Raw genomic sequence first — 20,989 nt, 5'->3', positions numbered from 1 at the left:
AAAAAAGTAGAGAATGCCCGCAGTCGCTGACTAATCAGCCGCGTCATTGGTCATGGCGCCCATGGATAGGTAGATTCTCGGGATACTGAATGGCATAAATATCTTTACGCAAGCGGCATCATTCCCTTGACACCTTGCGCTTGCGCGCTTGCGGCCTTCCAGATCGCTTAGCCTCCCGCTGTCGGGCAATCAGCGCGACAAGTTGCAACAGGTCCTCTACCCGGAAATGCGATCGTCCAGCCGACGTTACCTCGAATACGTTTGGCGCCGCTGCGCTCGTCCAGGCCGCCGGCATGCGTCTGAGGTTGCCCATTTCGTCGTAGAAATAGATGCGGTCCTCGCCCCACGCATTGCGCCATTCCAGCAGCGCGAATTCCCGCCCGAAGAGCGGATGGAAGGGATGAGTAACCCGGAACGATTGCATCCCACCGGTCAGATCACGTGTAGTTGACTGCTTTTGAGAAGGGCTGTGTCGAGCGGATGAACGGCACGCTGCAGGACCGCCTGGTGTAGGGACTGCGACTGCGCGGGAGCAACTCGATGGAGGCGGCCAACGCCTTACGCCGGTCTACAACGCGGATTTTAATACGCGCTTTGGCAAGGTGCCGCCTAGCGACTTCGATGTGCACCGCGCGCTCCGCGGCGACGAGGACCTGGAACGGATCTTCTGCTGGCGCGAATGGTGCAAGGTCTCGACGAGCAGACCAAAGGGGACTTGTCGAATTCGTCTGAGTTCCGGGAAGCATGTCAGTAGCGGTCCCGGCATAAGCATCATTTACCGCCATAAGAATCTGGCCGCACGTGGAGGATCAGTGCTCCGCATATAAGGCCGAAGCCGAGGCGCGGTGCGACGAGCGCAACCAGCATGGCGCTAATAAAGCCCGCGAGAACAATCAGTGATCGGCGACTCGCCAACCGCCGAATGATTCCGGATGCCTGCGTGGCGCTAACACGGGCTGCCAATACTTGGTTCTCAAAGACGATATAGGCAATTTCGATGCATACAAATAGACCTGCGTAAAGTACTACAGGGGACGAAGCGAGACCGGTGCGCGCAACCCATGCAGTCGCAAAGGGCAGGAACGAGACCATGAACAGATGAATGAAGTTAATCCATATCAACCCGAGTGTCGGAGAACTCACGAACCGCATGAGGTGATGGTGGTTGATCCAGATAATGGCGATTAACAGGTAGCTCACCGCATAACTAATGGCCCAGGGCCACAGAGGCCAGAGAGCCGAGAATGCCAAGTTATCCGGTGCCTTGAGTTCCAACACCATTAGGGTCGCGATCACCGCGAACACCGAGTCTGAAAATGCGGTCAGCCGATCCGCGGTCGTTTTTTCTTCACGCATTGCGCGCTCCATCGAGTGAGCAAGACTCCGTTCGAGCGGAATCCAAGAAGGCGAAATTGCGTCGGCCGGCTGGAACGAAGCTACGCTCGCCGAGTTCTTTAACTTCAGTGCCGCGAGCAACAGTGTGATGACGAATGGTGAATCCTCCTTCCGAGAATTCTCTCAACTGTTCCGGCTTGGTCACGGCGCTGACCCGTCATCGGCGGAGCCCCACTTTTGCAAAGTGTCACTGACTTGCCTGGCCGCTCCATCATTTCCATCATCTCTTTTGGATCAGCCCTGTTCTGGCGCGGGTGCGACCATATTGACTAGCCGCAGTAATCCTTCAAAACCATACACTTTTTGGTCAGGCGTCTGGCCCTCTCTTCGAAGATAGTGCCTGACGATTTATCCAGCACGTCGGAAAATCGAACTAACGGGTGCCCGTGCATCCCCCACTCGACGACACGAGTATAGTCGCTCATCGACACACACCGAAAACCTGTTCCGAAACATGTACGCAAAAAGTGTCGTTTGTAGCGTGGAATCAATGCCTTAGTGCCATTTTCACCGTACATAACAGACGCGGAAACCGGCCGACACGTTCTAAGAGGCGGCAGCGCAGACCGGACCGCGCCTGTGACACCGCACGGCCGACACACGGTTACGGTCTATTCAGAGTATTTATGTGACGCAGGAGTCAAGGTCGGCTGCACACATTCTCGCAGATAGCCGCACGGACGGAGCGCTTTCGCCGAGCTTGTCGTGCAGTCTGAAGGAGCGACTTCTTCGGCCAGGCCGTACCGAATGGCTGCTCTGCGTAGCTGCCCTGCATCGAGCTCGCCCGCGGCCAGTGCCAGGACTACTTCTTGTGCAAAGCTGTGGAGCGTTTGCAACTCCTCACCTATCAGGTTTTCGATGAAGATAAATAGACCATTGGATGTCCGTCGTACGCTCATCGTTTCCTGAGCCATGCGCTGCAGCAGGGACTCCGCGTCCTTCCAACTGAGGTGCAGATGCCGCTGGACAAGGACCACCGAGGCTGCCCGGTACGTCCGGACAAGCTCCAAGGCTCGTTCATACAGCGCGTCCTTAAGTACTGCAGTACTCATACCGATATCCGGGAAGTTCTCGTGTTGCTGCTACTACGGTGGTAAAGATCGCCTCTTTTCCTTCTGGGGCGATACCTTCCCCGCTCGCGAAGTAAGTAACGGAAATGAGCTGTGCTGTGCCGTAGCATCCCAATCGATGCGTGGGACACCCTTCGGGCAATAGTGCGACCGCTTCTCGGCCCACCCGCGCCTCATACTCGCGATTGCCACGCCTCAGGAACTCGATGACACCTTCCGCTGTGCGTTTGCGCAGCCCCGCGGGACTTGCGCAAGCGCTCGTAGGACACAAAGATTCGATGCGTGCTCCAGGGCAGCACGGCCTTGCCACTGGGCAACTGAAGTCATCGGATTCGATCATCTGCGATGACGATTCCGCGGGATACTCCGGTAGTGCCGTGTCTTCTTCAACGCTTCGAGATCAGCCAAAATCCCGCTCTTGCGCGAGGATCCCACCGCCGCATGACGTGCATGCATGCGTTCGCCCTCCGTCCGTTCGACTCGGCAGGCGGGCCAGTTCTTGGTGAGTTGGACCAGTAGGCGTTCCAGCCACATGTGGTCAAGGTGTTGAGACCAACCTGTAACCAGCCCCCCGAGCGACGCCACCACGCGGATCGGCGCCGCTCATTGATGCCATGAGCCGATCAGGCACGCCGCGGAGCTTGGCTGAGCGCCAGTTGCCGGTAGACATCTTCCTTGAGGAGGTAGACCGATACAGCAAGCAGGACCACATCCTTCATCAGAAATGCAACTGGACCAACCATTGCAGGGAATCCCCCGGCTGAGTCCGCCCACCCGTCAGGCATGAAGGGAATAATCGTCACGGTTGCGACGAACGTGCCCACGGACCCAAGCGCACCAAGAATTCCAAGCTTCTTGTTCCAAAAGCCAGCGAGGATCAGGGCGCAGAACGTCCATTCGGCGGCACCGAGGAAAAAGCTCGCGCCGCGAACCCCGAAGATAGGGTACATCCACGAGATGAGGGGGCCGTTGCTGATATACGGAATCAGAACTTCCGCTTCATACTGGAACCACTTCTGGTATCCAAAGAAGAAGAACATAATTACCATCGATGCCCGAACAATATGGTAATCAGTATCCTTCTTAAGAATAACCGATAGCTTGTTAAGAATATAGTCCATTTTTTAAATTTCCTATATATTTAGACACGTCGCCAGGGCGGCATGCGTTTTGATGTCAAACGATACACTCCGACGAAGCTGCCATTTGTCTTTCCGGAGTTTCTGCAGAAGACACGCCGAATTTGCTTTGCATTGAGCCGTTGCCCAAAGACACCTCGTCCTAGGCACCGTCAGTGAACGGGCTGCGCGGCTCATGTACCGACCGCGCACCATCGGTAAACGGGTTACGTGGATCAGTAACAGACCGCGCACCATCGACATACGGATCGCGCTTATCCGTAATGCTGCGTCCGGCAGATGCGTGAGGGCCCCAGGCTCCTGAAATGCGGGCGTTTTTTTCGTAGGGGTAGTCGCCCTGCATTGCATGTGCGACGGTCGTCGCCGCGCCGAGCGCTAAGGCAATGGTATTTACAACAATCGTTTTGGTGAGCAGTTTCATGGTGAACGTTGAGTGCTATCGTTTTGACATCGCACATGCATGACTTGCTGCGCGCTGCCAATGCTTGGGGAAGAACAAATCCATTGCGGTCGGCCGTCCGGCCAAATGTTTAATGACCGGCAAATGCGTTTGAGCCGTTCTGGTGGACCCACACACCTTTGGCGGCAGGGATGTCAGGGAGGAGGCTGGCGAGTTCTACAACCGTGTTTCCCGGGCGGGCTGCGAAGGTCCAGGCCGCGGACGTGGATCCGAAGTCGAAGCGAACGGTTTCGCCCGCGTGTACCGAGACCGCCTGCGTTTGCGGAGTGATGCGAACTGTTCGCGCACCATCGCCGGAAGACGCAGGTTCGCCGAAAAGCTGCGCGACGGAGGACGTCTGCGGGCGTGCTGGTTCAACCGTTTGAGCAGCGAAGGTCGTTGCGCTTACCGCAGCCACCGCAGTGACCGCCATAAGACGTACTGCGTTGCCAAGAGGATTTTTGGTACCTCGAAAATGCCTGGTCATCATTGACTCCATAAAGGAGGTTGTTGGTGACCTGTACTGTATGTTCTGCGCGCGAGCTTGTTGAGGCCTAAGCGAATCAAAAGGCTGCTCAAAAGTATCAGGCGGTTCCTCTTTCGTTCCTTGGCGCCGGTGTTGTGCCCCCAAAAAGGCAAAGCCCGCCGAGGCGGGCTTTGCCAGACAAGTGTGTTGTCAGAATCGGTGGCGAATCCCGACCACGGCACCCAGTTGGCTCTGGCCAGCCACGGTCTGCTCTGCGGTGGTCGTCAGAGTGTTTGGTGCGCGGGTTAGCGATGGCCCGAAACCACCCAGGCCCAGGCTCGAACCATGTCGGTTCCAGACATACCCAAGTGACGTGTACAGATCGGTGCGTTTGGAGAACGCATAGGACGTCTGAAGCACGAAACTGAACGGATCGGCGGCCGTATTGCGCACATCGGTGTAGTACGCCGCCCCGGTCACCGAAAGATTTGGGGTGGCCTGGTACTGGAGGCCGAGCCAATAGAGATTCGTGCGAAGTTCACTCGTCTGGTAGTTGCCGTAGTACCAGCGGTAACCCGCGTAGACCTTGGCGGCACCAATCGTATAGATGCCGCTGATGGCCGCGCGTCGTTCGGTATTCCTGTCCAGGGCCAGCGTGCTGCCTCGCAATTCGTCGTAGACCAATCGCGACGTGAATGGGCCGGATGTGTAACCAACCGCACCGCTCATCTCACGACCGGCTTTCGAAGCGCCCGGAATCTCTCCGCCAGCGGTGCTGTCATAGCCCGTGCTGTAGAGCACCCCGTAATAAATAGCGCCGGTCTCGCCTGTGAATTTAATGGAGTTGTCTGAACGACTCGACATCCAGCGGTCATGCGAGAGCAGCGAGTAACGCGTGGAAACGGACAACGGGTCGAACGGCGTGGAAAAGTCGTAAAGTAAGTTCTGGTGGCGGCCAAGACTCAGCGTGCCGTAGCGGTTGGTCAAGCCCACATAAGCTTGCCGACCGAACATGCGCCCACCCTGGTTGGCAAGCCCCGTGTCCGCATCGAAGCCGTTTTCGAGTTGAAACACGGCGGCAAGGCCAGTGCCTAGATCTTCGCGGCCGCGGAGTCCCCAGCGCGAAGTCGACTGGTTACCTGCTGACATCCGCACCGCCGTGCCGCTGCCACCCCCAGACCTGGGCAGGTGGTTGATGTATTCAATGCCGTCGTCCACGACGCCATAGAGGGTAACGCTGCTTTGGGCTTGCGCCGCCACGGGCAATAGTGACATGGCCGCCAGGAAGGCTAGACGGTGATTCATTCCTTGATGTCCTTGTTATTTCAATTCCGCGCGTCATCGCACGGGCTCTTGCGTTCAGCCCGCGAAATATAAATGAACATGTGGAGGTAGTGCTGAGAAAAATTCACCGCAATGATTCAACTGCTTCAATGCAGGCCCTCTTGATTTCCACTTGTTCGCCACAAACGGACGGAGAAAAATAATAACTTTGCCGTAAACGCGCGAAAAATGCCGCGCAAATGGAAAGATGATTTCCTTCTGACGCAAGAATTGCACAAGGAGCCGAAGCTCACATCCGGCGAAATGTGCCGCGATCTGCGTAGACTGATTGGATACTTATATATGTTTGCAGCAGTGATAGCGAAGCGGCGACTATGCTCCCCATCGAATAATTCTTTAAACCTGCAGGCAATCGGCGAGCGCAGTCTTTCCGTTTATCCGATACCCGCCGAAGAATGAACGCCCGCATGATGATTTCGCTAAGGTCTGCCTCCGCGATCACGAGCGCGCGCATGCCATGCGGTTCTATTTCCAGCAGCTCCGCATCTGTTTCAACGCGAACCGTAGCGACCGCGCAATCGTGGGTCTGGCCCGTTCACCTACGCCGTTGGCTCGTAGCCGGCTGCAGTCGACGCGTCCAAAGGAAGACCATCATCATCTGCCCGCTCATCCGAATGCGACGGCGCCCCGACAGATCGACGCCACTGGGCGGGCGTCATGCCCAGCAACTCTGTAAATGCTCGCCGGAATGCGGCGACCGATTGATATCCGACGGCTTCTGCAACCGCCTCCGTCTTCATCATGGGATTCTTTAGCGCGTTTGCCGCCAGACTCATGCGAACGGCGAGTAGCAAGTCATGGGCGGTGCGCCCGAAGCTGTGCTGGAACTGCCGCATGAACGTCGCGCGTGACATACTGCAGCGCTGTGCAAGCTCAGGCACCGTCCACGGAAACGCGGGCTCATTGAAGATCGCGGAAATGGCCGGCGCTAACCGCGGGTGCGCTGCCAAGCCGAGAAGACCGGTAGGGGGCTGGTCCGATTCGCTCGCCAGACGCATGCTCAGCGCAAACAACATCGTCGACAGCGCGTTAAGCATCGCATGCCCGCCCAGGCGAAATCCCTGGGATTCGCCCCGCATCAGTTCCATCAGGCTGGTGAGTCGCGCCCGCGTGCCGCCTGCCGGCTCAGCCGAGGCTCTGACCACAAGTGCCGTCGGTAGGAACTCGCGCGCCAGCCGGTCATGCGGCGGCGCGACAAAGAAGCGGCCGCAGAGCATGTCGAGCCGTTCCCCCTGGCCGTCATTCTCACTGACCGTCACGTTGACGTCGCTTCGAACGCGCGCGGGTCCGGCCTGGCGGCCACTGCCGTCGTGGAGCGCGTGTGCCGAGCCGTGTGGCAATAGCACGATATCGCCCGCCTGAAGCACGACTGGCGCGGTGCTGGACGGCCCTTCGAGTATCGCCGAGCCGTTGAGCACGACATGGTATGGAATTTCGCCCGGTTGAGAGTCCTCGTAGACGATGCGCCATGGCGAGCCGTACGCACATCGGACGTCGAGCTGACCTGTGACAGTCATGATTTCGAGCAGTCTGCTCAGCCAGTCTTTAGAAGGGGACATGATTCCACGACGGTGACAGTGATACTTTCGAGCATTCTATTGAGCTCGTGAAGCCTCGGCAAGCTCATTTTGCGTACCTACACTAGAGCCTCACCTAACTGATCTCTTCAGGAGTCAATCATGAGCCGTATCACCGTACCAGCAATCGATTCTGCCGTTGGTGCCACCGCTGAAGTTTACGCACAGGTCAAGCGGGCGACCGGCGGTAGCGTCCCAAACCTTTTCGCAGCGCTCGGTCACATTGCGCCCGCCACGCTTAAGGCAGTACTGAACGCAGAAGGGGCTCTCGCAGCCGGCAGCCTTAGCAAGCAAGACCTGGAGACGATCAAGCTGCTAGTCAGCGAGCTGACCGGTTGCGATTACTGCGTTGCCGCACATGTCATGCTTGGCAAGATGGTCGGGCTGTCACCCGAAACGGTCCGCCGGATTCGTGCCGGCCAGTCGACCGGCGACGCGAAGCGTGACGCGCTGATTCAATTCGTTCGAACGATCCAGGAAACGAGCGGGACCATCAGCAATGAGGAATTCACCGCGATTCGCAGCGCGGGGTACACCGATGCGCAACTAGCGGACATCGCATTGACGATCGGCCTGACCGTGTTCACAAACACGTTCAATCGCGTCAACGACACGGACCTGGATTTCCCCCCCGCCAACTGACGTAGCAGCCGGGGAGGACGAGCCGCGATCTTCTCCGGCAAGCCGCAAATGATCATGACGCCTGCAATGTGCCGACCTGTGGAACAGCCATCCCGAGTCGTTGATGTTCTTGCGCGATCAAGGGCGATCAGGGTTGCCATGGGCGTGGCGGCTGGGTTGCTTGCGGCAGGATCAAGTGCGGCCCATGCCGTTTTTGCGCGCTATGGGATAGCGCATGGGATCCATCAACATTTACGCGGAATCACACGGAGGGGGTCAATCGGCAGATTGTTGAATCTCACTTCGAAATGCAAGTGCGGCGCCGTAGTTCTTCCAGACTGGCCAACAGCCCCTATCAACTGCCCTGGCGACAAACGGGTCCCAATGTGCAGTCCCTTTGCAAGGGTAGACAAGTGGGCATACCAACTCGAATAGCCGGCAGCATGTTGCACGACGACATACCGACCATATCCGCGCTTGTCGACACCGAGAAAGGCGATTGTTCCCGCGTCAGCCGCGACCACAGGCGTTCCGTGACGAGCGGCCAAGTCCACGCCGGTGTGTACCCGAATGCCGCCGCTAACGGGATCAATACGGACACCAAAGGCGGAACTGATGCGGGTTTCACCTTTTATCGGTGGAGTAATCTCCACATCAGAGGCCCTGAGGTCGAGCACGTCCTCTCGAATATCGAAGGACGATGCGCTACGTGACATCCCTTCAGATGCGACCACCGACAACGGCAGTGCGGCAAACAACAGGAAGGCAACCTGCGGAAGCATCGCAGCAATGAGTCTCATATCTTGTCCCACCAGCAAAAGCTATTCACTCCGGGTGCACATGGATCGACATCCTACCGGAGCCCAATTATCCGATTAAGCCTTCGTTCTGAAAATTACCTTTCCATCAAATGGGGCACCAACCTCGCGAACGAATTCAACAAAGGGCTTGAGATTAAATATGGACAGACTGGAAGCAATGAAGGTATTAACTTCCGTTGTGGATGAAGGCAGTTTTTCCGAAGCGAGCCGTCGGCTAGGGATCCCTCTGACCACGATTAGCCGACGGGTATCCGAGCTTGAACGCTATCTCAACGCCCAACTCCTTTCCCGCTCAACTCGAACGCTGAGGCTGACGGACGTCGGGGCTGTTTACTATGCCTCGTGTAAAGAGGTTCTTTCCCGCATCGCAGAAGCCGAGAAGTCAGCGACGGAAGGGCATGGCATTGCGCGCGGTGCCATCGTTGTCACAGCCCCTTTGTTTTTGGGATGCCTTCATGTCTTACCCATCGTAAGGGAGTTCATCGCGTGCTATCCGGATATTCATGTTCGCCTTGTGCTATCGGACAGAATACTGAGTCTGGTCGACGATCATATCGACGTCGCGGTGCGCGTCGGAAGGCTGCCAGACAGCAACATGGTCGCGACGCGAGTCGGAAGTGTGTACAGGGTCGTATGTGGAAGTCCGGCATATCTCGCCGCCCGTGGATGCCCTGTCATGCCCGGCGACTTGGCAATGCATGACTGCATCGATATGGAGTCTCTACCGTCCGGACCTGCCTGGACATTCCGGTCGAACGGGACGCGCGCCGAGCGCGTGCCGGTTCGCCCACGGATATCGGTCAATACCGCAGATGCCGCGGTCGAAGCTGCAATTGGCGGGGCTGGCCTGGCGCACGTACTTTCCCATCAAGTCGCGAATGCTGTGGAGAAGCAAATGCTGAAGCTCGTATTGCGGGAATATGAGCTCCCAGCGATCCCCGTGAGCGTGATGTTTGCCGCACAGCCAACGCTTCCAGCACGGACCCGCGCCTTCGTCGATTTTTCGGTGCATCACCTGAGAACGCGCCTTCTCCAGGACGGAGACCGTATCCGCGGAGACGGCGTCAAGGCATCGCCGATCGTCTGATCCGCCCCGCGAGCTTGATTTGAGGGTGCCGTCCCCGGTGCCCTGCATTGAGCCATGCGACCCATTCCCAGGGAATGACTGTTACGCCCTGCGGCCCCTTCCGCTCATTCGAAGTTGCGATGTTCGTCTTTTCGCCGTCACTCATTTCTTGGAATGTGCCAACTTCTGCGCTCCACAAGCATTGGATCGCGTACATGTCAGAACTTAGCGGGAGAGATTGTTGAGTTTTGGCGATCGTCTTCTACTCTGCAGGCATTGCTCGGACTCGGAAGACGTGCATATCGCGCACGCCCGCCAAGCAAATGTCTCCACACCGGGACGCACGCAACAACGCTAGGGAGTGGATGCAGCCACCTAATTTGTCGCAAACGTCGCGCCAAGTCATACCCTATGGCGGACGCCGAATAGGCCTTCTGGTCGTCTAAAGAGCGGAACAATATGCCTCGCCTACTATCCGTGAACGTTGGACTTCCGCGCGATATCGAGTGGAAGGGGCGAACTGTGCGCACCGGGATCTGGAAAGAACCGGTGCTGGGTCGCTGTCGAGTCAACCGGTTGAATTTGGACGGAGACGGTCAAGGTGACCTCAATGGCCACGGCGGCGAGCAGCGTGCGGTGTTCATCTATCAGATCGAGTCGTATCGCTACTGGCAGGAGCAATTGAAGCGGACCGACTTCGTCCATGGACAATTTGGAGAAAATTTCACGGTCCAAGGATTGGCCGACGATGCGGTATGCATCGGCGACCGTTACCGGATCGGCAGCGCAGTATTTGAGGTCAGTCAGCCTCGCGTTACCTGTTATCGCGTCGGCATCCGCATGAACGAACCCAGAATGCCGGCGTTGCTGACCTCCAGCGGACGACCAGGGTTCTACTTCCGCGTCTTGGAGGAAGGTGAGGTAAGCGCCGGCGACGAAATCGTGAAGGTGGGAGAAGCGAAGGAGCGGATGACCGTCTCAGAGATTAACGCGCTCCTGTACTCGCCCATTCATCCGCGCGATCGACTCCAGCGCGCATTGCGCATCGAGTCGCTTTCGCCCGGATGGCGCTCGTCGTTTGAGGCGTTATTGCAGAGTCAATCGACTACCCCAGCGAGTGGTAACGCCGGCCTCGTGCCGACAGCCGCTGCGCATCCGGCTGCACCAGGATTTCGGCCGCTCGCGGTGGCGGGGATCGATCAGGAGTCCGCGGACGTCCTCTCGCTGACGATGCGGAGTCCAGACGGTCAGGCGCTGCGCGAGGCTCTGCCCGGGCAGTACGTGGTCTTGCGTCTTCAACGGACCGTCGGCGACCCACCACTATATCGCAGCTATTCGCTCTCGGGCCCCCTCTCGATGGAGTGCTATCGAATCAGTGTGAAGATTGAGCCGAATGGCGCGGCCGGAACCTACCTGCGGGACCATGTCCGGATCGGGGATGCTCTCGATGTCAGCTCGCCTCGTGGAAGCTTCACTTTGCAACCAGGAAACCGGCCGGTTGTGCTGCTCAGCGCGGGAATCGGGGCGACACCCGTTCTGGCGATGCTGCACGCGCTGGCGGCTGCTCGGTCGACCCGGCAGGTTTTGTGGCTCCATGGGGCTCGCAATCGGCAGCAGCATCCTTTTGCCGCCGAAGTACACCGGCTCATGCTCTCGCTAGTGCACGGCCGCAGCTATGTTTGCTATAGCAGCCCAGGGGGGGGCGACAAGAGGGGTGAGGATTTCGACGCTACCGGTCACCTGTCGCAATCGGTCTTCGACGAGATCGGCGTCCCGCGTGGGGCGGATGTATATCTTTGCGGGCCGACTCGCTTCATGGCAGAGATGAAAGAGGCGCTCGCGGACCGAGGTGTGGAACCCGGGCAGATTTATGCTGAGATTTTCAACGGCGGTGAGTCGATGACGCCCGGTGTTCTGGACGTATCAACGCGACGTCCGCATCAGCCGAAGGACGATGCTGACACAGGCCCGCTGGTGTCGTTCGCGCGCAGTGGCATCGCCGCGCACTGGAAACCTTCAGCCTGTCAGAGCATTCTGGAACTAGCCGAGGCGTGTGACGTGCCCGTCCGATGGTCGTGCCGCACCGGCGTCTGTCACAACTGCGAGAGCGGATTGATCTCCGGGTCCGTCACCTACCATCCTGATCCACTCGATCTGCCTGCGGCGGGTAATGTCCTGATCTGCTGCGCCCGGCCGCAGGACGACGTGGTGATCGACATCTAGCGGCGTCGCCAGTGGACTCCTTGGCAGGGGTCGTCCACTGGCGACGACGGCAGTCGGGCGGCTCAAATGCGCAGCCATGAAGGTTCCGGCGAAGCACTGCGATCAGCAGGCTAGGGGCGGGCCGGACCGTTTCCCGGCTCCAGGATTTCGTCGGGATCCAGTCCACGGTCGATCCCGTGCGGCACGACCGACTGACCCGGCTCGAGGGCGAGTTTCTTATCATTGAGAAAGACATCGACCTTGTCCGGCTCGAAGGAGACGAGGTCGGAGACGCGTGCAACCTCAGGCCATGCACGTGGGTAGGACCACGCCGCCTTTTTGTTCTCGCCGATGTCGTAATAACTTGCCAGACCCTTATAGGGACAGAAAGTCTGTCCCTCGACCGGGATCAGCGTGCTCTCGTCGATATCCTGGCGCGGCACGTACCAGCGCGGCGCGAAACCAGACTCGTAAAGCACGACCGGCCGCGAGGTGTCTGCAATGACTCTTGCTCCATCCTTGACAACCAGGTGGCGTGAGCTTTGGCGGATGTCAATGCGGTGGTAGGCGTCGGAAGCGTGCCCGACGATGCGGTCGTCTTCTTCGTAGAAAGCATCCATCGCCCGCCAGGCGAATGCGACCCGACCGCGCAGCTCGCTGGCATAGTCGGCCAAGTCGGTATGTTGCCACGCACCGCGAGCAGCACGCTGGTCGCCGATGCTTACTGTGAACCATTCGGTTTCGCCCAAGTCGCGGTGCCGTGTGTGCCGGCTCTCGCTGATCAGCACGCCTGGACGGACATCGGCAAGCGGAAAATACGCCACAGGGTAGCGGGCGGGCTCATGAAGGAGCAGTACATCCTCGCTGTCAGCCATCCACTCGCCAGCGAACTTGACTCGGAGCCGCCGCCGAAGGGGCTCGACAAACAGCATTCGCTCTGGGAGCGGCCCGGGAGTGAGGAAGCGGCCCACCGATGAACCGCTCAGAGGACCTTGTTGCCACGATAGACCCATAATTCCGCTCCTTTCGTTCCAGTGGAAGGGATCATGACGCGCGGTGACCGCGTTCCTGCAGAGTCCAGGTGTTACCGTCCGCGTCGGCGAAGTCGGCGAAGCTGGCGTAATCACGACGCTGGGGATCCAGACCCTCACTCCATCCGCCGGCCCATGTTTCGACCGGGTTTTTGTGTCGGACCGTGCTGACGGCGACGCCACGGTCAATCAGCTTCGCCCGTTCGGCCGCGAGGTCGGTCGTAACAAGGTACAGGTTGCGCTCGCCGCCAGGCAAGTCAGCAGGGACCAGTTGCACGGAACATGCGGAGCCAGGCGGAGTGAGTTGGACAACCCGGAACTCGGCGGTGGGATGGTAGTCGACGTCCAACGCAAAGCCGACCTTCTCGGTATAAAAAGCTAGCGCACGATCGACGTCGGTGACAGGTAGCAGAACTACTTCCAATGCCAGCATCACGACTCCTGCAGGTAATCTCCAACCACTGCGGCCTGACCGACTGCGGAAAAGCTGCGTCAAAACAACTTCAGCAAACCGTCGAGGCCGCTCACCTCCCAATCGGGCTTCTGCCCCATTTCCTCAGGCAACGCCGGTGCGATTGATCCAGCATGTCGGAAAACCGAAGTAACGCGCGCCTGTTGTATCCCATGCATTTGACGACACAAAGGCGATCGAGGCTCGCGTGACGCCAAACGCCTGCTCCGCAAGTCCGTAGTCCGTTGCCTGGGAACAGATCCTCGCACCGCTCAGCGACTGTTGTGGACGTCGCACAGCGTCCCATACAGGTCAAATGCGATAGCCTTAATGTAGTCCATATTTCCGTCTACCCCTCCTTGAGCCGCTTGCGGTGTGCCGCAACCTTGGCGCGGTTGCCGCAACTTGCCATGCTGCACCACCTGCGGGCGTGCCCGCGCGTGCGGTCTGCGAACGTCAGCGTGCAATCCTTGCCCTCACAGGCCTTCACGTACTTAAAATCTTCCTCGCACACGAGCTTTGCCAGGGCCTCGGCTATCGGCATCAGCAACGACTCAGGTGATTTCCAACGCCGCTTGGCACGAATGGCTAACCCCGAATCCGCATTGGCAACGATTTCTCCATGTTGCTCATCACGCTCGAGCAAACGGTTCAAGGGTTCGAGTTCCTTCAAATCCTTGACGAGCAGAGGGCGTCCTTTTTTCTTCTGCACAAATCCCCTGAACCACTCCCGCAGGCCGCGAGCCTTCGCTGCTATTTCATCCAGTTCCGCAGGGGTGTACTGTGACCGCATCGCTCCGAGCACCTCGGTAGGCACGAGTCCAGCCTGTTCCAGCCAGGCCAACAACCCCTCGCCGTCGCTGATCCAGTCGACCTGCTCATCAACGGGCGTCGCGACCGAGTTCAGGAAATCGAGCCCTGGCGCATCGGCGACGAAGATCGCCGGAATCTGTCGGTAGTCCATGTCGAAAGGCATCTGTCCACGATGCCTGAAGCGTAACCGCTAAAAATCGTCTTGACAAGTTACCAATGCATTTGTAACCTGTAATCATTCATCTGACGGGTTACACAACACCGGTCATCAACTCAATGGAGGGGAAACCATGTCCACCATCGCTTATCGCCATGCCGACGTCGACGGATTCAAGGTGTTCTATCGGGAATCCGGCCGGGCGGGCGCGCCCAAGTTGCTGCTTCTGCATGGCTTTCCGAGTTCGAGCCACATGTTCCGGGACCTGATCCCCCGGCTGGAGGATCGCTTCCACATCGTCGCGCCGGATCTGCCGGGATTTGGTCTCTCCGACATGCCAGGCCGCGACACCTTCGCGTACACGTTTGACAACATCGCGAACGTGATCGACCGCTTTACCGAGGTGATCGGGTTCGACCTGTTCGCGGTGTATGTCTTCGACTACGGTGCGCCGACGGGATTTCGGCTTGCGCTCAAGCATCCCGAACGGATCACCGCGATCATTTCGCAGAACGGAAACGCCTATGAAGAAGGATTGAGCGACGGATGGAACCCGATTCGGGCCTATTGGCAGGACGCTTCTCAAGCCAATCGGGAGGCACTTCGCGTCATGCTGACGAAGGAGACCACCGTATGGCAGTACACGCACGGCGTAAGCAATACGACGTCGGTATCCCCAGACGGATACTCGCTGGACGACTACTATCTGAGCCGTCCCGGGGCAGACGAGATCCAGCTTGACCTGTTGGGCGACTACCAGAGCAACGTCGCGCTGTATCCCGCATTCCAGCAGTATTTCCGCAACCACAAGCCTCCGTTCCTTGCAGTCTGGGGAAAGAACGATCCGTTCTTCCTGCCCGCAGGGGCTGAGGCATTCAAGCGCGACATCCCCACTGCGGAAGTCCGCTTCTTCGATACCGGCCACTTCGCGCTGGAGACGCATGCCGCAGACATTGCCGCGGCGATTTCTGATTTCCTGATTTGATGACCGCGGACTCCCTGGGCCGGTTTCACAAGCCGGTGTCAATCAAAGGAGTAGCCACATACGCGAAACGGTGCTCAAAAACTTCGGGGTCTTGACGGACTCGTCTATACCGCGTTGCTTGTGGAGAAGCGGTGCCGCCTGATGGGGCAAGTGATGAAAAAGTTTATCGAAAGTCGGCTTTACCTGCCGGCAGTGTTTTAGGAGTAGTGACGTGAGAGCGATTGTTCTAGAAGGTTTTGGTGGCCTCGAAGCCTTGGTATACAAGGAAATCCCGAAGCCCGAGCCAAAGGAAGGAACCGTAGTAATCAAGATCAAGGCGTTCGGCATTAACCATGCTGAGTTGCACATGCGTCGCGGCGAATGGGCTGAAGCCGCACCGGTGAGCGGCATTGAGTGTGTCGGTATCGTTGAATCATGCCCTGGCGGCGAGTTCGCCGTGGGCACAAAAGTGGCGACAATGATGGGCGGCCTTGGTCGTACGATCAATGGGAGCTACGCGGAGTACACACGCGTACAGGCGAGCAACGTGGCGGTGATCGAGTCGGATCTTTCGTGGGCGGAGCTAGCTGCCATTCCGCAGTCATACGCAACAGCGTGGACATGTCTGTTCCGTAACCTGAAAATTCAGCGTGGGCAGACTATTGTGATTCGCGGCGCGTCGTCTGCATTCGGGCTTGCCGCAGTGAACCTGGCGGTGAATGCGGGGTTGACGGTAATTGGCACCACGGTCAGCACATCGAGCTTTGAGCAACTGAAGGCGCTTGGGGTAAGCCGTTGTGAGATCGAACGCCCCGATCTTTCCCAGCATATCGCGGAGCGCAAGCAACTGGATGCGGTGCTGGATCTAGTCGGTAACAGCACGCTGCTGGATTCGCTGTCCATGGTTCGCCGTGACGGAAAAGTATGTCTGGCGGGCTGGCTTGGCGGACTGGCGCCGATTGCCGATTTCAATCCCCTGCTGCAGATGCCGAGCGGCGTGGACTTCACGTTCTTCGGCAGCTTCGTGTTCGGGACACCGGGTTTCCCACTGTCGGATGTGCCACTTCAAGCGATCGCCGCTGACATCGCGGCGGGGAAGTATTCGGCAAAGCCGTGGCGGGTTTTCCGTTTCGACGAGGTTCCCGAGGCGCACCGTATCATGGAAGCCAACGAAGCAAAGGGCAAGATGGTAGTTGTGCATGACGAGTGAACGTTCCGATTTGGCTGGACGCCGTCGGCGATCGCGCGGAGGCGCGGTCGTGCTGCATAGGCAGGGCGTGGGCTGGCATTCGTCCAACTGGCAAATGACAAATTTTTGACGAAATTTTGACCACGCTCTGCAACGCAAACCAGGACCCGGGTGGGCGCCGCCGCCTTGGGCGGTTTCGATCCTCATGACAGCGCAGGCCAGTTCCTTGAGACTCACCCGCCGCTCTGCTTGCTCGATCGCTGATCTGACGAAAAATGGCGCTTTGCCGACCAGCCACCCCACTGATTGGCAATCCTTGGGCTATTCCTTGAACTATTCCTTGAGCTTGAGAACCGGCGCCAACTTCTTGAAGTTATCGCTCTGCCTGACAATCGCCGCCGAGAACTCCGGCATATCCGCGTAGGCCATGGTGAGATTCTGTTTCTGAACCGTTGCCCGGAACGCCGGCGTTCGTGTCGCCGGTTGATCGCAGTCTTGCGCTACGCGATTGTCAAACAGTCGGCGTGAGACTGCCGCGTCCGGAGTCGACGGCAGCGGAAGTCGCGCTACTCTCGCCGCACTGCGCTTCAGACTCGACCTGATCCGGGCTCTGGATCGGGCATCCTCCGAAACCCACGAGCAGCCGGATCCCTATCCGGTTGCTGCGGCGCCGGCAGCGCGCGTCGGCCTCAGACAGCTTCGTCGAGCAACGGATAGTCGTTGTAGCCGGTGTCGTCGTCCGCGTAGATCGTTTCCGGATTGACCGCATTGAGCGGCGCACCGCGTCGAAAGCGCTCCACCAGGTCAGGATTGGCGATAAAAGGACGCCCAAACGCCGCCGCGTCCGCCTCGCCGCGTTCGATGGCCACCTCCGCGCTCTCCCTCGTCAGCCCTTCGTTGAGGATGTAGGCCCCTTTGAAGATGCGCCGCACGTCACGACCGATGCGATCGTCGCCGCGATCCAGCGCCTCGCGCGCAAAAATAAAAGCGATGTTGCGCGCGTTGAGTTGCTCGGCGACATACGTGAACAGCGCGCGCGGATTCGAATCGCGCATCGAGTATGAACTCGACATCAGGTTCAGATGCACGCCAACGCGGCCCGCCGGCCAAACCGTGAGCAACGCGTCGACTGCCTCCAGCAGGAAGCGCGCGCGATTCTCGATCGAACCGCCATAACGGTCGGTCCGCTGGTTGGATCCGTCGTGCAGAAACTGATCAAACAAGTAGCCATTTGCCGCGTGAAGCTCGACGCCATCAAAACCAGCGCGTTTTGCGTTTGCGGCGCCGACCCGGAAATCCTCGACGATGCCTGGAAGCTCTTCGGTCTCCAGCGCACGCGGTACGGTGTACGGGCGCTGAGGCCGCACACGCGTGACATGGCCTGCCGGCGCAATGGCGCTGGGGGCGACCGGAAGCTGGCCGTCATGGTAGACCGGATCGGAAACTCGGCCGACGTGCCACAACTGGGAGACGATCAGGCCGCCCGCGTCGTGTACCGCGGAAGTCACCTCTTTCCAGCCGGCAATCTGCTTCTCGGTCCAGATGCCCGGCGTGTTGGGATAGCCAACGCCCTGAGGCGTGACCGAAGTGGCTTCGGTAATGACGAGTCCTGCGCTCGCACGCAGCACGTAGTGCCGCGCGTTGAGAGGGCCCGGACTGCGCTCAGCGAACGCGCGCATGCGCGTGAGCGGTGCCATGACAATGCGGTTCGGCAACTTCAGCGCGCCGATCTGGATAGGATCGAAGAGTGTGGACATCTGCAGGCTTCTTGTTTCGGTATTGAAGATGAAAGGAACGGCTGCACCGTTTCCGCTGACCATGGAGCGTCGTAAAGCTTACGTGTATCGCCACGGCACCTACGATGTAACCATTGTGGTTACAACATAAACCATCCGGGCCATCAGCACAAGTCTCTCGTCATGAACGCTCGACGTCGACGAGACGAGGATGGTATGAGCGGGCGGGTTCGGCACGTCAATGGGACCCGGGCGTGTAGCCTGAAATCGCCCGTCTTGCGAGGCTGCGAACGCGCGAGGTCACCGGATTCATCAAGCCCGTCAGGTTGACAACCCATACTGTAATGAATATGGTTACAACTAAACTGACTAATAGAGGCTTTCCATGAGCGCCAACAGCCGCTTGACCGTGGCGACCCACATCCTTGCGTGGATGGCGCTCGTCACGCGGGAAAATCCTGACCCAGTCACGTCCGACAGGATCGCTGCGAGCGTCAACACCAATCCGGTGGTGATTCGTCGTACCCTCGGGTTGCTTGCAAAAGGCGGCCTTGTCGAAAGTTATCGCGGCGTCAACGCGGGATGGCGTCTGACCAGGAGTGCGGACGCTATCAGTCTGCTCGACGTCTTTGATGCACTTGAAGAGGGTGCGCACTTTGCGCTGCACCCTTCGAAGCCCAGCCAGGCGTGCCCCATCGGGCGTGGCATCGGATCGACGCTGAGCCACGTCTATGAGTCGATCGACGATGGCGTTCGAAAGGCGCTTGCCGCCACGACGATCGAAGCGGTACTTGCAGACACCCTTGCATCGCGCTCGTCGAAAAAACGCGGCTGAATCCGGGTCGGTTGTATCGGGGACATCGGTCCAAAAAATGATCGAACGAATCGTCGCTAAAGAAGCAACGGTGCGGGTTGTCGTCCAATTGAGCCAGCCGTCACCAGATCAAGCTGAGCGGGGCGAGGATAGTCGTAAGCCGCTGAATATGTGCTGGGTCTCCACGGCGAACCAAGCTCGATTGCCTTTGAGGCTCAGTTGTCGACCGGATTGGAGCGGCATCACGGCTTGAAACAAGCGTTCCGGAAGGATCGTTCGAGATACTTCTTCATCCGATGATATTTCATGAAAGCATGATAGGAAGTCGAGGGGGGCAGATTGATGGAATAAATCCGACCCGTCAGCCGTTTACACGATAACGCGGCGCGGCGCCCCCTCAGGCCAGGCGCGGCCGGGTGTCGTGCCGGTAATAGCAGTGACGACGCCACATATTCCGGGGCTCCATGGCCGGCGCCGGATGCGTCAATTTGGTATTCAATATAAGCGGAGATACGTGCACGGGGTATCTAAGCAAACTAAACGATACAGAGGGGACGGTCCGGCGCGGGTCCCGAGTGACCCGGCCGTCGGGCAGCAAAGCAGGGGACACATCATGAACGGGCGCGGGCTTTGCAAGATCGCCCTGGCATTAGTGGCAGGGGTGGCGATGGCCGCCGGCGGTCCGACGCTGGCCGGCGGTCGCGGCGGCGGTCGTGGTGGCGGCGGTGGCGGCGGTGGCATGCACGGCGGCGGCATGCACGGCGGCGGCTTTCACGGTCACGATGGCTTCCACCATGACGGTTTTCGCCATGACGGTTTTCGCCACGGGCACGGGCACGTGGCCTTCGTGGTAGGCGGCGGCTGGCCGGGCTGGTGGGGATATCCATACGACCGCTGGCCATACCCCAATGCCTACCCCGGTTACTACGCGCCCGCGGCGCAATACATCGAGCAAGGCGATGGGTCGGACGGTGCGTCTGCGAACGCGTGGTGGTACCGCTGTGACCAGCCCAGTGGCTATTACCCGTACATCAAGAACTGTCCGGGCGGCTGGCAAACGGTGCCGGCCCAGCCGTCGCCGTAATGCCGAGGCGTCAATGAAGCCGCGTTCCGTTCCCCTCCTGATGGCGGCCGCGCTCGTTGTGGGCGCCTGTACGGCAATACCGTCGGGCCCCAGCGTGATGGTGCTCCCGGGCAGTAACAAGACGCTCGACCAGTTTCTCGGTGATGACCACAACTGCCGCCAGTTCGCGCTGGGCCAGGTCGGCGGCGTGAGCTCGCATCAAGCCTCCAGCACGGCGGCGGTGAGCAGTTCGGCGGTCGGTGCCAGCCATGCAAGCGGCTCAGGATACGGTGGGCAGGACCAATACGACGCTGCCTACATTCAGTGCATGTACGCCAGCGGACACCGGGTCCCGGTCTACGGCCAGATGCTTGCGGCGCCGCCCGCGACGCCACCTGCCAACTACAAGCCCTACTCCCCGCCGCCGGCACCGCAAGCCCCCTGAGCGTTCTGGCAAATCTTCAAAGCCATTGACGCAAGGGACCGTTGCAAGATCGGCGCAACGGCGACTGCAGGGTTGGTCAGGCGGCAAACGGCAGTTCCTCCTGATCTGTTGCCGCGTGGCACGCGCGTAATCTGAACCAAACGCGCCTACGCTTGCTTCGCTCTCTCTATTGTCACCAGAGTCACC

The 20,989-nt window shown here is 59.0% G+C and carries 21 protein-coding genes and 1 pseudogene; 9 read left to right on the top strand and 13 right to left on the bottom strand.

The window, feature by feature from the left end:
- Nucleotides 1-118: 118 nt before the first annotated feature.
- A complete protein-coding gene (locus ACGLHR_RS06310; protein ID WP_400092716.1) occupies nt 119-424 on the bottom strand; it encodes a DUF5372 family protein in 306 nt (101 codons plus the stop codon).
- 26 nt (nt 425-450) lie between these two features.
- On the opposite strand from ACGLHR_RS06310, the pseudogene ACGLHR_RS06305 reads away from it, so the two are divergent.
- Nucleotides 451-701 (top strand): annotated as a pseudogene (locus tag ACGLHR_RS06305) (ISNCY family transposase); the annotation flags it as partial.
- A gap of 70 nt (nt 702-771) precedes the next feature.
- On the opposite strand, the gene ACGLHR_RS06300 reads toward ACGLHR_RS06305, so the two are convergent.
- From ACGLHR_RS06300 to ACGLHR_RS06270, 7 genes are all read right to left on the bottom strand, one after another.
- Nucleotides 772-1,356, bottom strand: a complete 585-nt coding sequence (locus ACGLHR_RS06300; protein ID WP_400092714.1) for a TMEM175 family protein — start codon at nt 1,354-1,356, stop codon at nt 772-774.
- 650 nt (nt 1,357-2,006) lie between these two features.
- Nucleotides 2,007-2,447 (bottom strand): hypothetical protein, encoded by a 441-nt coding sequence (locus tag ACGLHR_RS06295; RefSeq protein ID WP_400092712.1) that lies wholly within the window; start codon nt 2,445-2,447, stop codon nt 2,007-2,009.
- Nucleotides 2,448-3,088: 641 nt separating this feature from the next.
- On the bottom strand, nt 3,089-3,586 hold the full coding sequence (locus tag ACGLHR_RS06290) for a YkgB family protein (protein WP_400092711.1): 498 nt from the start codon (nt 3,584-3,586) through the stop codon (nt 3,089-3,091).
- A 160-nt stretch (nt 3,587-3,746) separates the two neighbouring features.
- Nucleotides 3,747-4,025 carry a hypothetical protein gene (locus tag ACGLHR_RS06285; protein ID WP_400092710.1) on the bottom strand — a complete coding sequence of 93 codons (279 nt, stop codon included), beginning with the start codon at nt 4,023-4,025 and terminating at the stop codon, nt 3,747-3,749.
- Between the two features lie 109 nt (nt 4,026-4,134).
- Entirely contained in the window at nt 4,135-4,476 is a 342-nt protein-coding gene (locus ACGLHR_RS06280; protein WP_400092725.1) for a CzcE family metal-binding protein, read from the bottom strand.
- A 243-nt stretch (nt 4,477-4,719) separates the two neighbouring features.
- Nucleotides 4,720-5,814, bottom strand: a complete 1,095-nt coding sequence (locus tag ACGLHR_RS06275; protein ID WP_400092709.1) for a porin — start codon at nt 5,812-5,814, stop codon at nt 4,720-4,722.
- 578 nt (nt 5,815-6,392) lie between these two features.
- Nucleotides 6,393-7,412, bottom strand: a complete 1,020-nt coding sequence (locus ACGLHR_RS06270) for a cupin domain-containing protein (protein ID WP_400092707.1) — start codon at nt 7,410-7,412, stop codon at nt 6,393-6,395.
- Nucleotides 7,413-7,532: 120 nt separating this feature from the next.
- Between ACGLHR_RS06270 and ACGLHR_RS06265 the strand changes: the two genes are divergently transcribed.
- On the top strand, nt 7,533-8,072 hold the full coding sequence (locus tag ACGLHR_RS06265) for a carboxymuconolactone decarboxylase family protein (RefSeq protein WP_400092705.1): 540 nt from the start codon (nt 7,533-7,535) through the stop codon (nt 8,070-8,072).
- 224 nt (nt 8,073-8,296) lie between these two features.
- Here the strand turns inward: ACGLHR_RS06265 and ACGLHR_RS06260 are convergent, their stop codons facing one another.
- Nucleotides 8,297-8,851: a M23 family metallopeptidase gene (locus ACGLHR_RS06260; protein WP_400092704.1), complete on the bottom strand. Its 555-nt coding sequence runs from the start codon at nt 8,849-8,851 to the stop codon at nt 8,297-8,299.
- A 160-nt stretch (nt 8,852-9,011) separates the two neighbouring features.
- Here ACGLHR_RS06260 and ACGLHR_RS06255 point away from each other — a divergent pair, with 160 nt between their 5' ends.
- The gene (locus ACGLHR_RS06255; RefSeq protein WP_400092702.1) at nt 9,012-9,959 is read left to right on the top strand and encodes a LysR substrate-binding domain-containing protein; all 948 of its coding nucleotides are present in this window, start codon (nt 9,012-9,014) and stop codon (nt 9,957-9,959) included.
- 501 nt (nt 9,960-10,460) lie between these two features.
- On the top strand, nt 10,461-12,161 hold the full coding sequence (locus ACGLHR_RS06250) for an MOSC domain-containing protein (RefSeq protein WP_400092700.1): 1,701 nt from the start codon (nt 10,461-10,463) through the stop codon (nt 12,159-12,161).
- Nucleotides 12,162-12,271: 110 nt separating this feature from the next.
- Here ACGLHR_RS06250 and ACGLHR_RS06245 read toward each other — a convergent pair whose 3' ends face one another.
- The 3 genes from ACGLHR_RS06245 to ACGLHR_RS06235 form a co-directional block, all read right to left on the bottom strand.
- The gene (locus tag ACGLHR_RS06245) at nt 12,272-13,072 is read right to left on the bottom strand and encodes a DUF427 domain-containing protein (protein ID WP_400092699.1); all 801 of its coding nucleotides are present in this window, start codon (nt 13,070-13,072) and stop codon (nt 12,272-12,274) included.
- 112 nt (nt 13,073-13,184) lie between these two features.
- The gene (locus ACGLHR_RS06240; RefSeq protein WP_400092698.1) at nt 13,185-13,604 is read right to left on the bottom strand and encodes a VOC family protein; all 420 of its coding nucleotides are present in this window, start codon (nt 13,602-13,604) and stop codon (nt 13,185-13,187) included.
- Nucleotides 13,605-13,971: 367 nt separating this feature from the next.
- Nucleotides 13,972-14,586, bottom strand: a complete 615-nt coding sequence (locus ACGLHR_RS06235; protein WP_400092696.1) for a CGNR zinc finger domain-containing protein — start codon at nt 14,584-14,586, stop codon at nt 13,972-13,974.
- 139 nt (nt 14,587-14,725) lie between these two features.
- Here ACGLHR_RS06235 and ACGLHR_RS06230 point away from each other — a divergent pair, with 139 nt between their 5' ends.
- Both ACGLHR_RS06230 and ACGLHR_RS06225 read left to right on the top strand, forming a co-directional pair.
- Complete coding sequence (locus ACGLHR_RS06230; RefSeq protein WP_400092694.1) at nt 14,726-15,577, top strand: alpha/beta fold hydrolase; 852 nt, start codon at nt 14,726-14,728, stop codon at nt 15,575-15,577.
- Nucleotides 15,578-15,788: 211 nt separating this feature from the next.
- A complete protein-coding gene (locus tag ACGLHR_RS06225) occupies nt 15,789-16,766 on the top strand; it encodes a zinc-binding alcohol dehydrogenase family protein (protein ID WP_400092693.1) in 978 nt (325 codons plus the stop codon).
- Between the two features lie 668 nt (nt 16,767-17,434).
- On the opposite strand, the gene ACGLHR_RS06220 is transcribed toward ACGLHR_RS06225, so the two are convergent.
- On the bottom strand, nt 17,435-18,502 hold the full coding sequence (locus tag ACGLHR_RS06220; protein WP_400092691.1) for an alkene reductase: 1,068 nt from the start codon (nt 18,500-18,502) through the stop codon (nt 17,435-17,437).
- 364 nt (nt 18,503-18,866) lie between these two features.
- Here ACGLHR_RS06220 and ACGLHR_RS06215 point away from each other — a divergent pair, with 364 nt between their 5' ends.
- The 3 genes from ACGLHR_RS06215 (at nt 18,867) to ACGLHR_RS06205 (ending at nt 20,803) form a co-directional block, all read left to right on the top strand.
- The gene (locus tag ACGLHR_RS06215) at nt 18,867-19,316 is read left to right on the top strand and encodes an Rrf2 family transcriptional regulator (protein WP_400092690.1); all 450 of its coding nucleotides are present in this window, start codon (nt 18,867-18,869) and stop codon (nt 19,314-19,316) included.
- Nucleotides 19,317-19,908: 592 nt separating this feature from the next.
- Nucleotides 19,909-20,379, top strand: coding sequence for a hypothetical protein (locus tag ACGLHR_RS06210; RefSeq protein WP_400092688.1), 471 nt, complete (start codon nt 19,909-19,911; stop codon nt 20,377-20,379).
- A 13-nt stretch (nt 20,380-20,392) separates the two neighbouring features.
- The gene (locus ACGLHR_RS06205) at nt 20,393-20,803 is read left to right on the top strand and encodes a glycine zipper family protein (RefSeq protein WP_400092687.1); all 411 of its coding nucleotides are present in this window, start codon (nt 20,393-20,395) and stop codon (nt 20,801-20,803) included.
- The last annotated feature ends 186 nt before the right edge of the window (nt 20,804-20,989 follow it).

The sequence above is a fragment of the Cupriavidus sp. CuC1 genome (assembly GCF_044627735.1).
Taxonomy (GTDB): domain Bacteria; phylum Pseudomonadota; class Gammaproteobacteria; order Burkholderiales; family Burkholderiaceae; genus Cupriavidus; species Cupriavidus ulmosensis.
The sequence above is the reverse complement of the archived record's forward strand: the minus strand, read 5'-3'. Positions and strand labels throughout refer to the sequence as shown.

Excerpts from the sequence above, each read along its gene's own strand:
- ACGLHR_RS06220 (WP_400092691.1), bottom strand. The coding sequence starts at position 18,502 with ATGTCCACACTCTTCGATCCTATCCAGATCGGCGCGCTGAAGTTGCCG.
- ACGLHR_RS06230 (WP_400092694.1), top strand. The coding sequence starts at position 14,726 with ATGTCCACCATCGCTTATCGCCATGCCGACGTCGACGGATTCAAGGTG.
- ACGLHR_RS06255 (WP_400092702.1), top strand. The coding sequence starts at position 9,012 with ATGGACAGACTGGAAGCAATGAAGGTATTAACTTCCGTTGTGGATGAA.
- ACGLHR_RS06240 (WP_400092698.1), bottom strand. The coding sequence starts at position 13,604 with ATGCTGGCATTGGAAGTAGTTCTGCTACCTGTCACCGACGTCGATCGT.
- ACGLHR_RS06310 (WP_400092716.1), bottom strand. The coding sequence starts at position 424 with ATGCAATCGTTCCGGGTTACTCATCCCTTCCATCCGCTCTTCGGGCGG.
- ACGLHR_RS06275 (WP_400092709.1), bottom strand. The coding sequence starts at position 5,814 with ATGAATCACCGTCTAGCCTTCCTGGCGGCCATGTCACTATTGCCCGTG.
- ACGLHR_RS06300 (WP_400092714.1), bottom strand. The coding sequence starts at position 1,356 with ATGCGTGAAGAAAAAACGACCGCGGATCGGCTGACCGCATTTTCAGAC.
- ACGLHR_RS06245 (WP_400092699.1), bottom strand. The coding sequence starts at position 13,072 with ATGCTGTTTGTCGAGCCCCTTCGGCGGCGGCTCCGAGTCAAGTTCGCT.
- ACGLHR_RS06280 (WP_400092725.1), bottom strand. The coding sequence starts at position 4,476 with ATGGCGGTCACTGCGGTGGCTGCGGTAAGCGCAACGACCTTCGCTGCT.
- ACGLHR_RS06215 (WP_400092690.1), top strand. The coding sequence starts at position 18,867 with ATGAGCGCCAACAGCCGCTTGACCGTGGCGACCCACATCCTTGCGTGG.
- ACGLHR_RS06260 (WP_400092704.1), bottom strand. The coding sequence starts at position 8,851 with ATGAGACTCATTGCTGCGATGCTTCCGCAGGTTGCCTTCCTGTTGTTT.
- ACGLHR_RS06290 (WP_400092711.1), bottom strand. The coding sequence starts at position 3,586 with ATGGACTATATTCTTAACAAGCTATCGGTTATTCTTAAGAAGGATACT.
- ACGLHR_RS06265 (WP_400092705.1), top strand. The coding sequence starts at position 7,533 with ATGAGCCGTATCACCGTACCAGCAATCGATTCTGCCGTTGGTGCCACC.
- ACGLHR_RS06210 (WP_400092688.1), top strand. The coding sequence starts at position 19,909 with ATGAACGGGCGCGGGCTTTGCAAGATCGCCCTGGCATTAGTGGCAGGG.
- ACGLHR_RS06205 (WP_400092687.1), top strand. The coding sequence starts at position 20,393 with ATGAAGCCGCGTTCCGTTCCCCTCCTGATGGCGGCCGCGCTCGTTGTG.
- ACGLHR_RS06235 (WP_400092696.1), bottom strand. The coding sequence starts at position 14,586 with ATGGACTACCGACAGATTCCGGCGATCTTCGTCGCCGATGCGCCAGGG.
- ACGLHR_RS06285 (WP_400092710.1), bottom strand. The coding sequence starts at position 4,025 with ATGAAACTGCTCACCAAAACGATTGTTGTAAATACCATTGCCTTAGCG.
- ACGLHR_RS06270 (WP_400092707.1), bottom strand. The coding sequence starts at position 7,412 with ATGTCCCCTTCTAAAGACTGGCTGAGCAGACTGCTCGAAATCATGACT.
- ACGLHR_RS06295 (WP_400092712.1), bottom strand. The coding sequence starts at position 2,447 with ATGAGTACTGCAGTACTTAAGGACGCGCTGTATGAACGAGCCTTGGAG.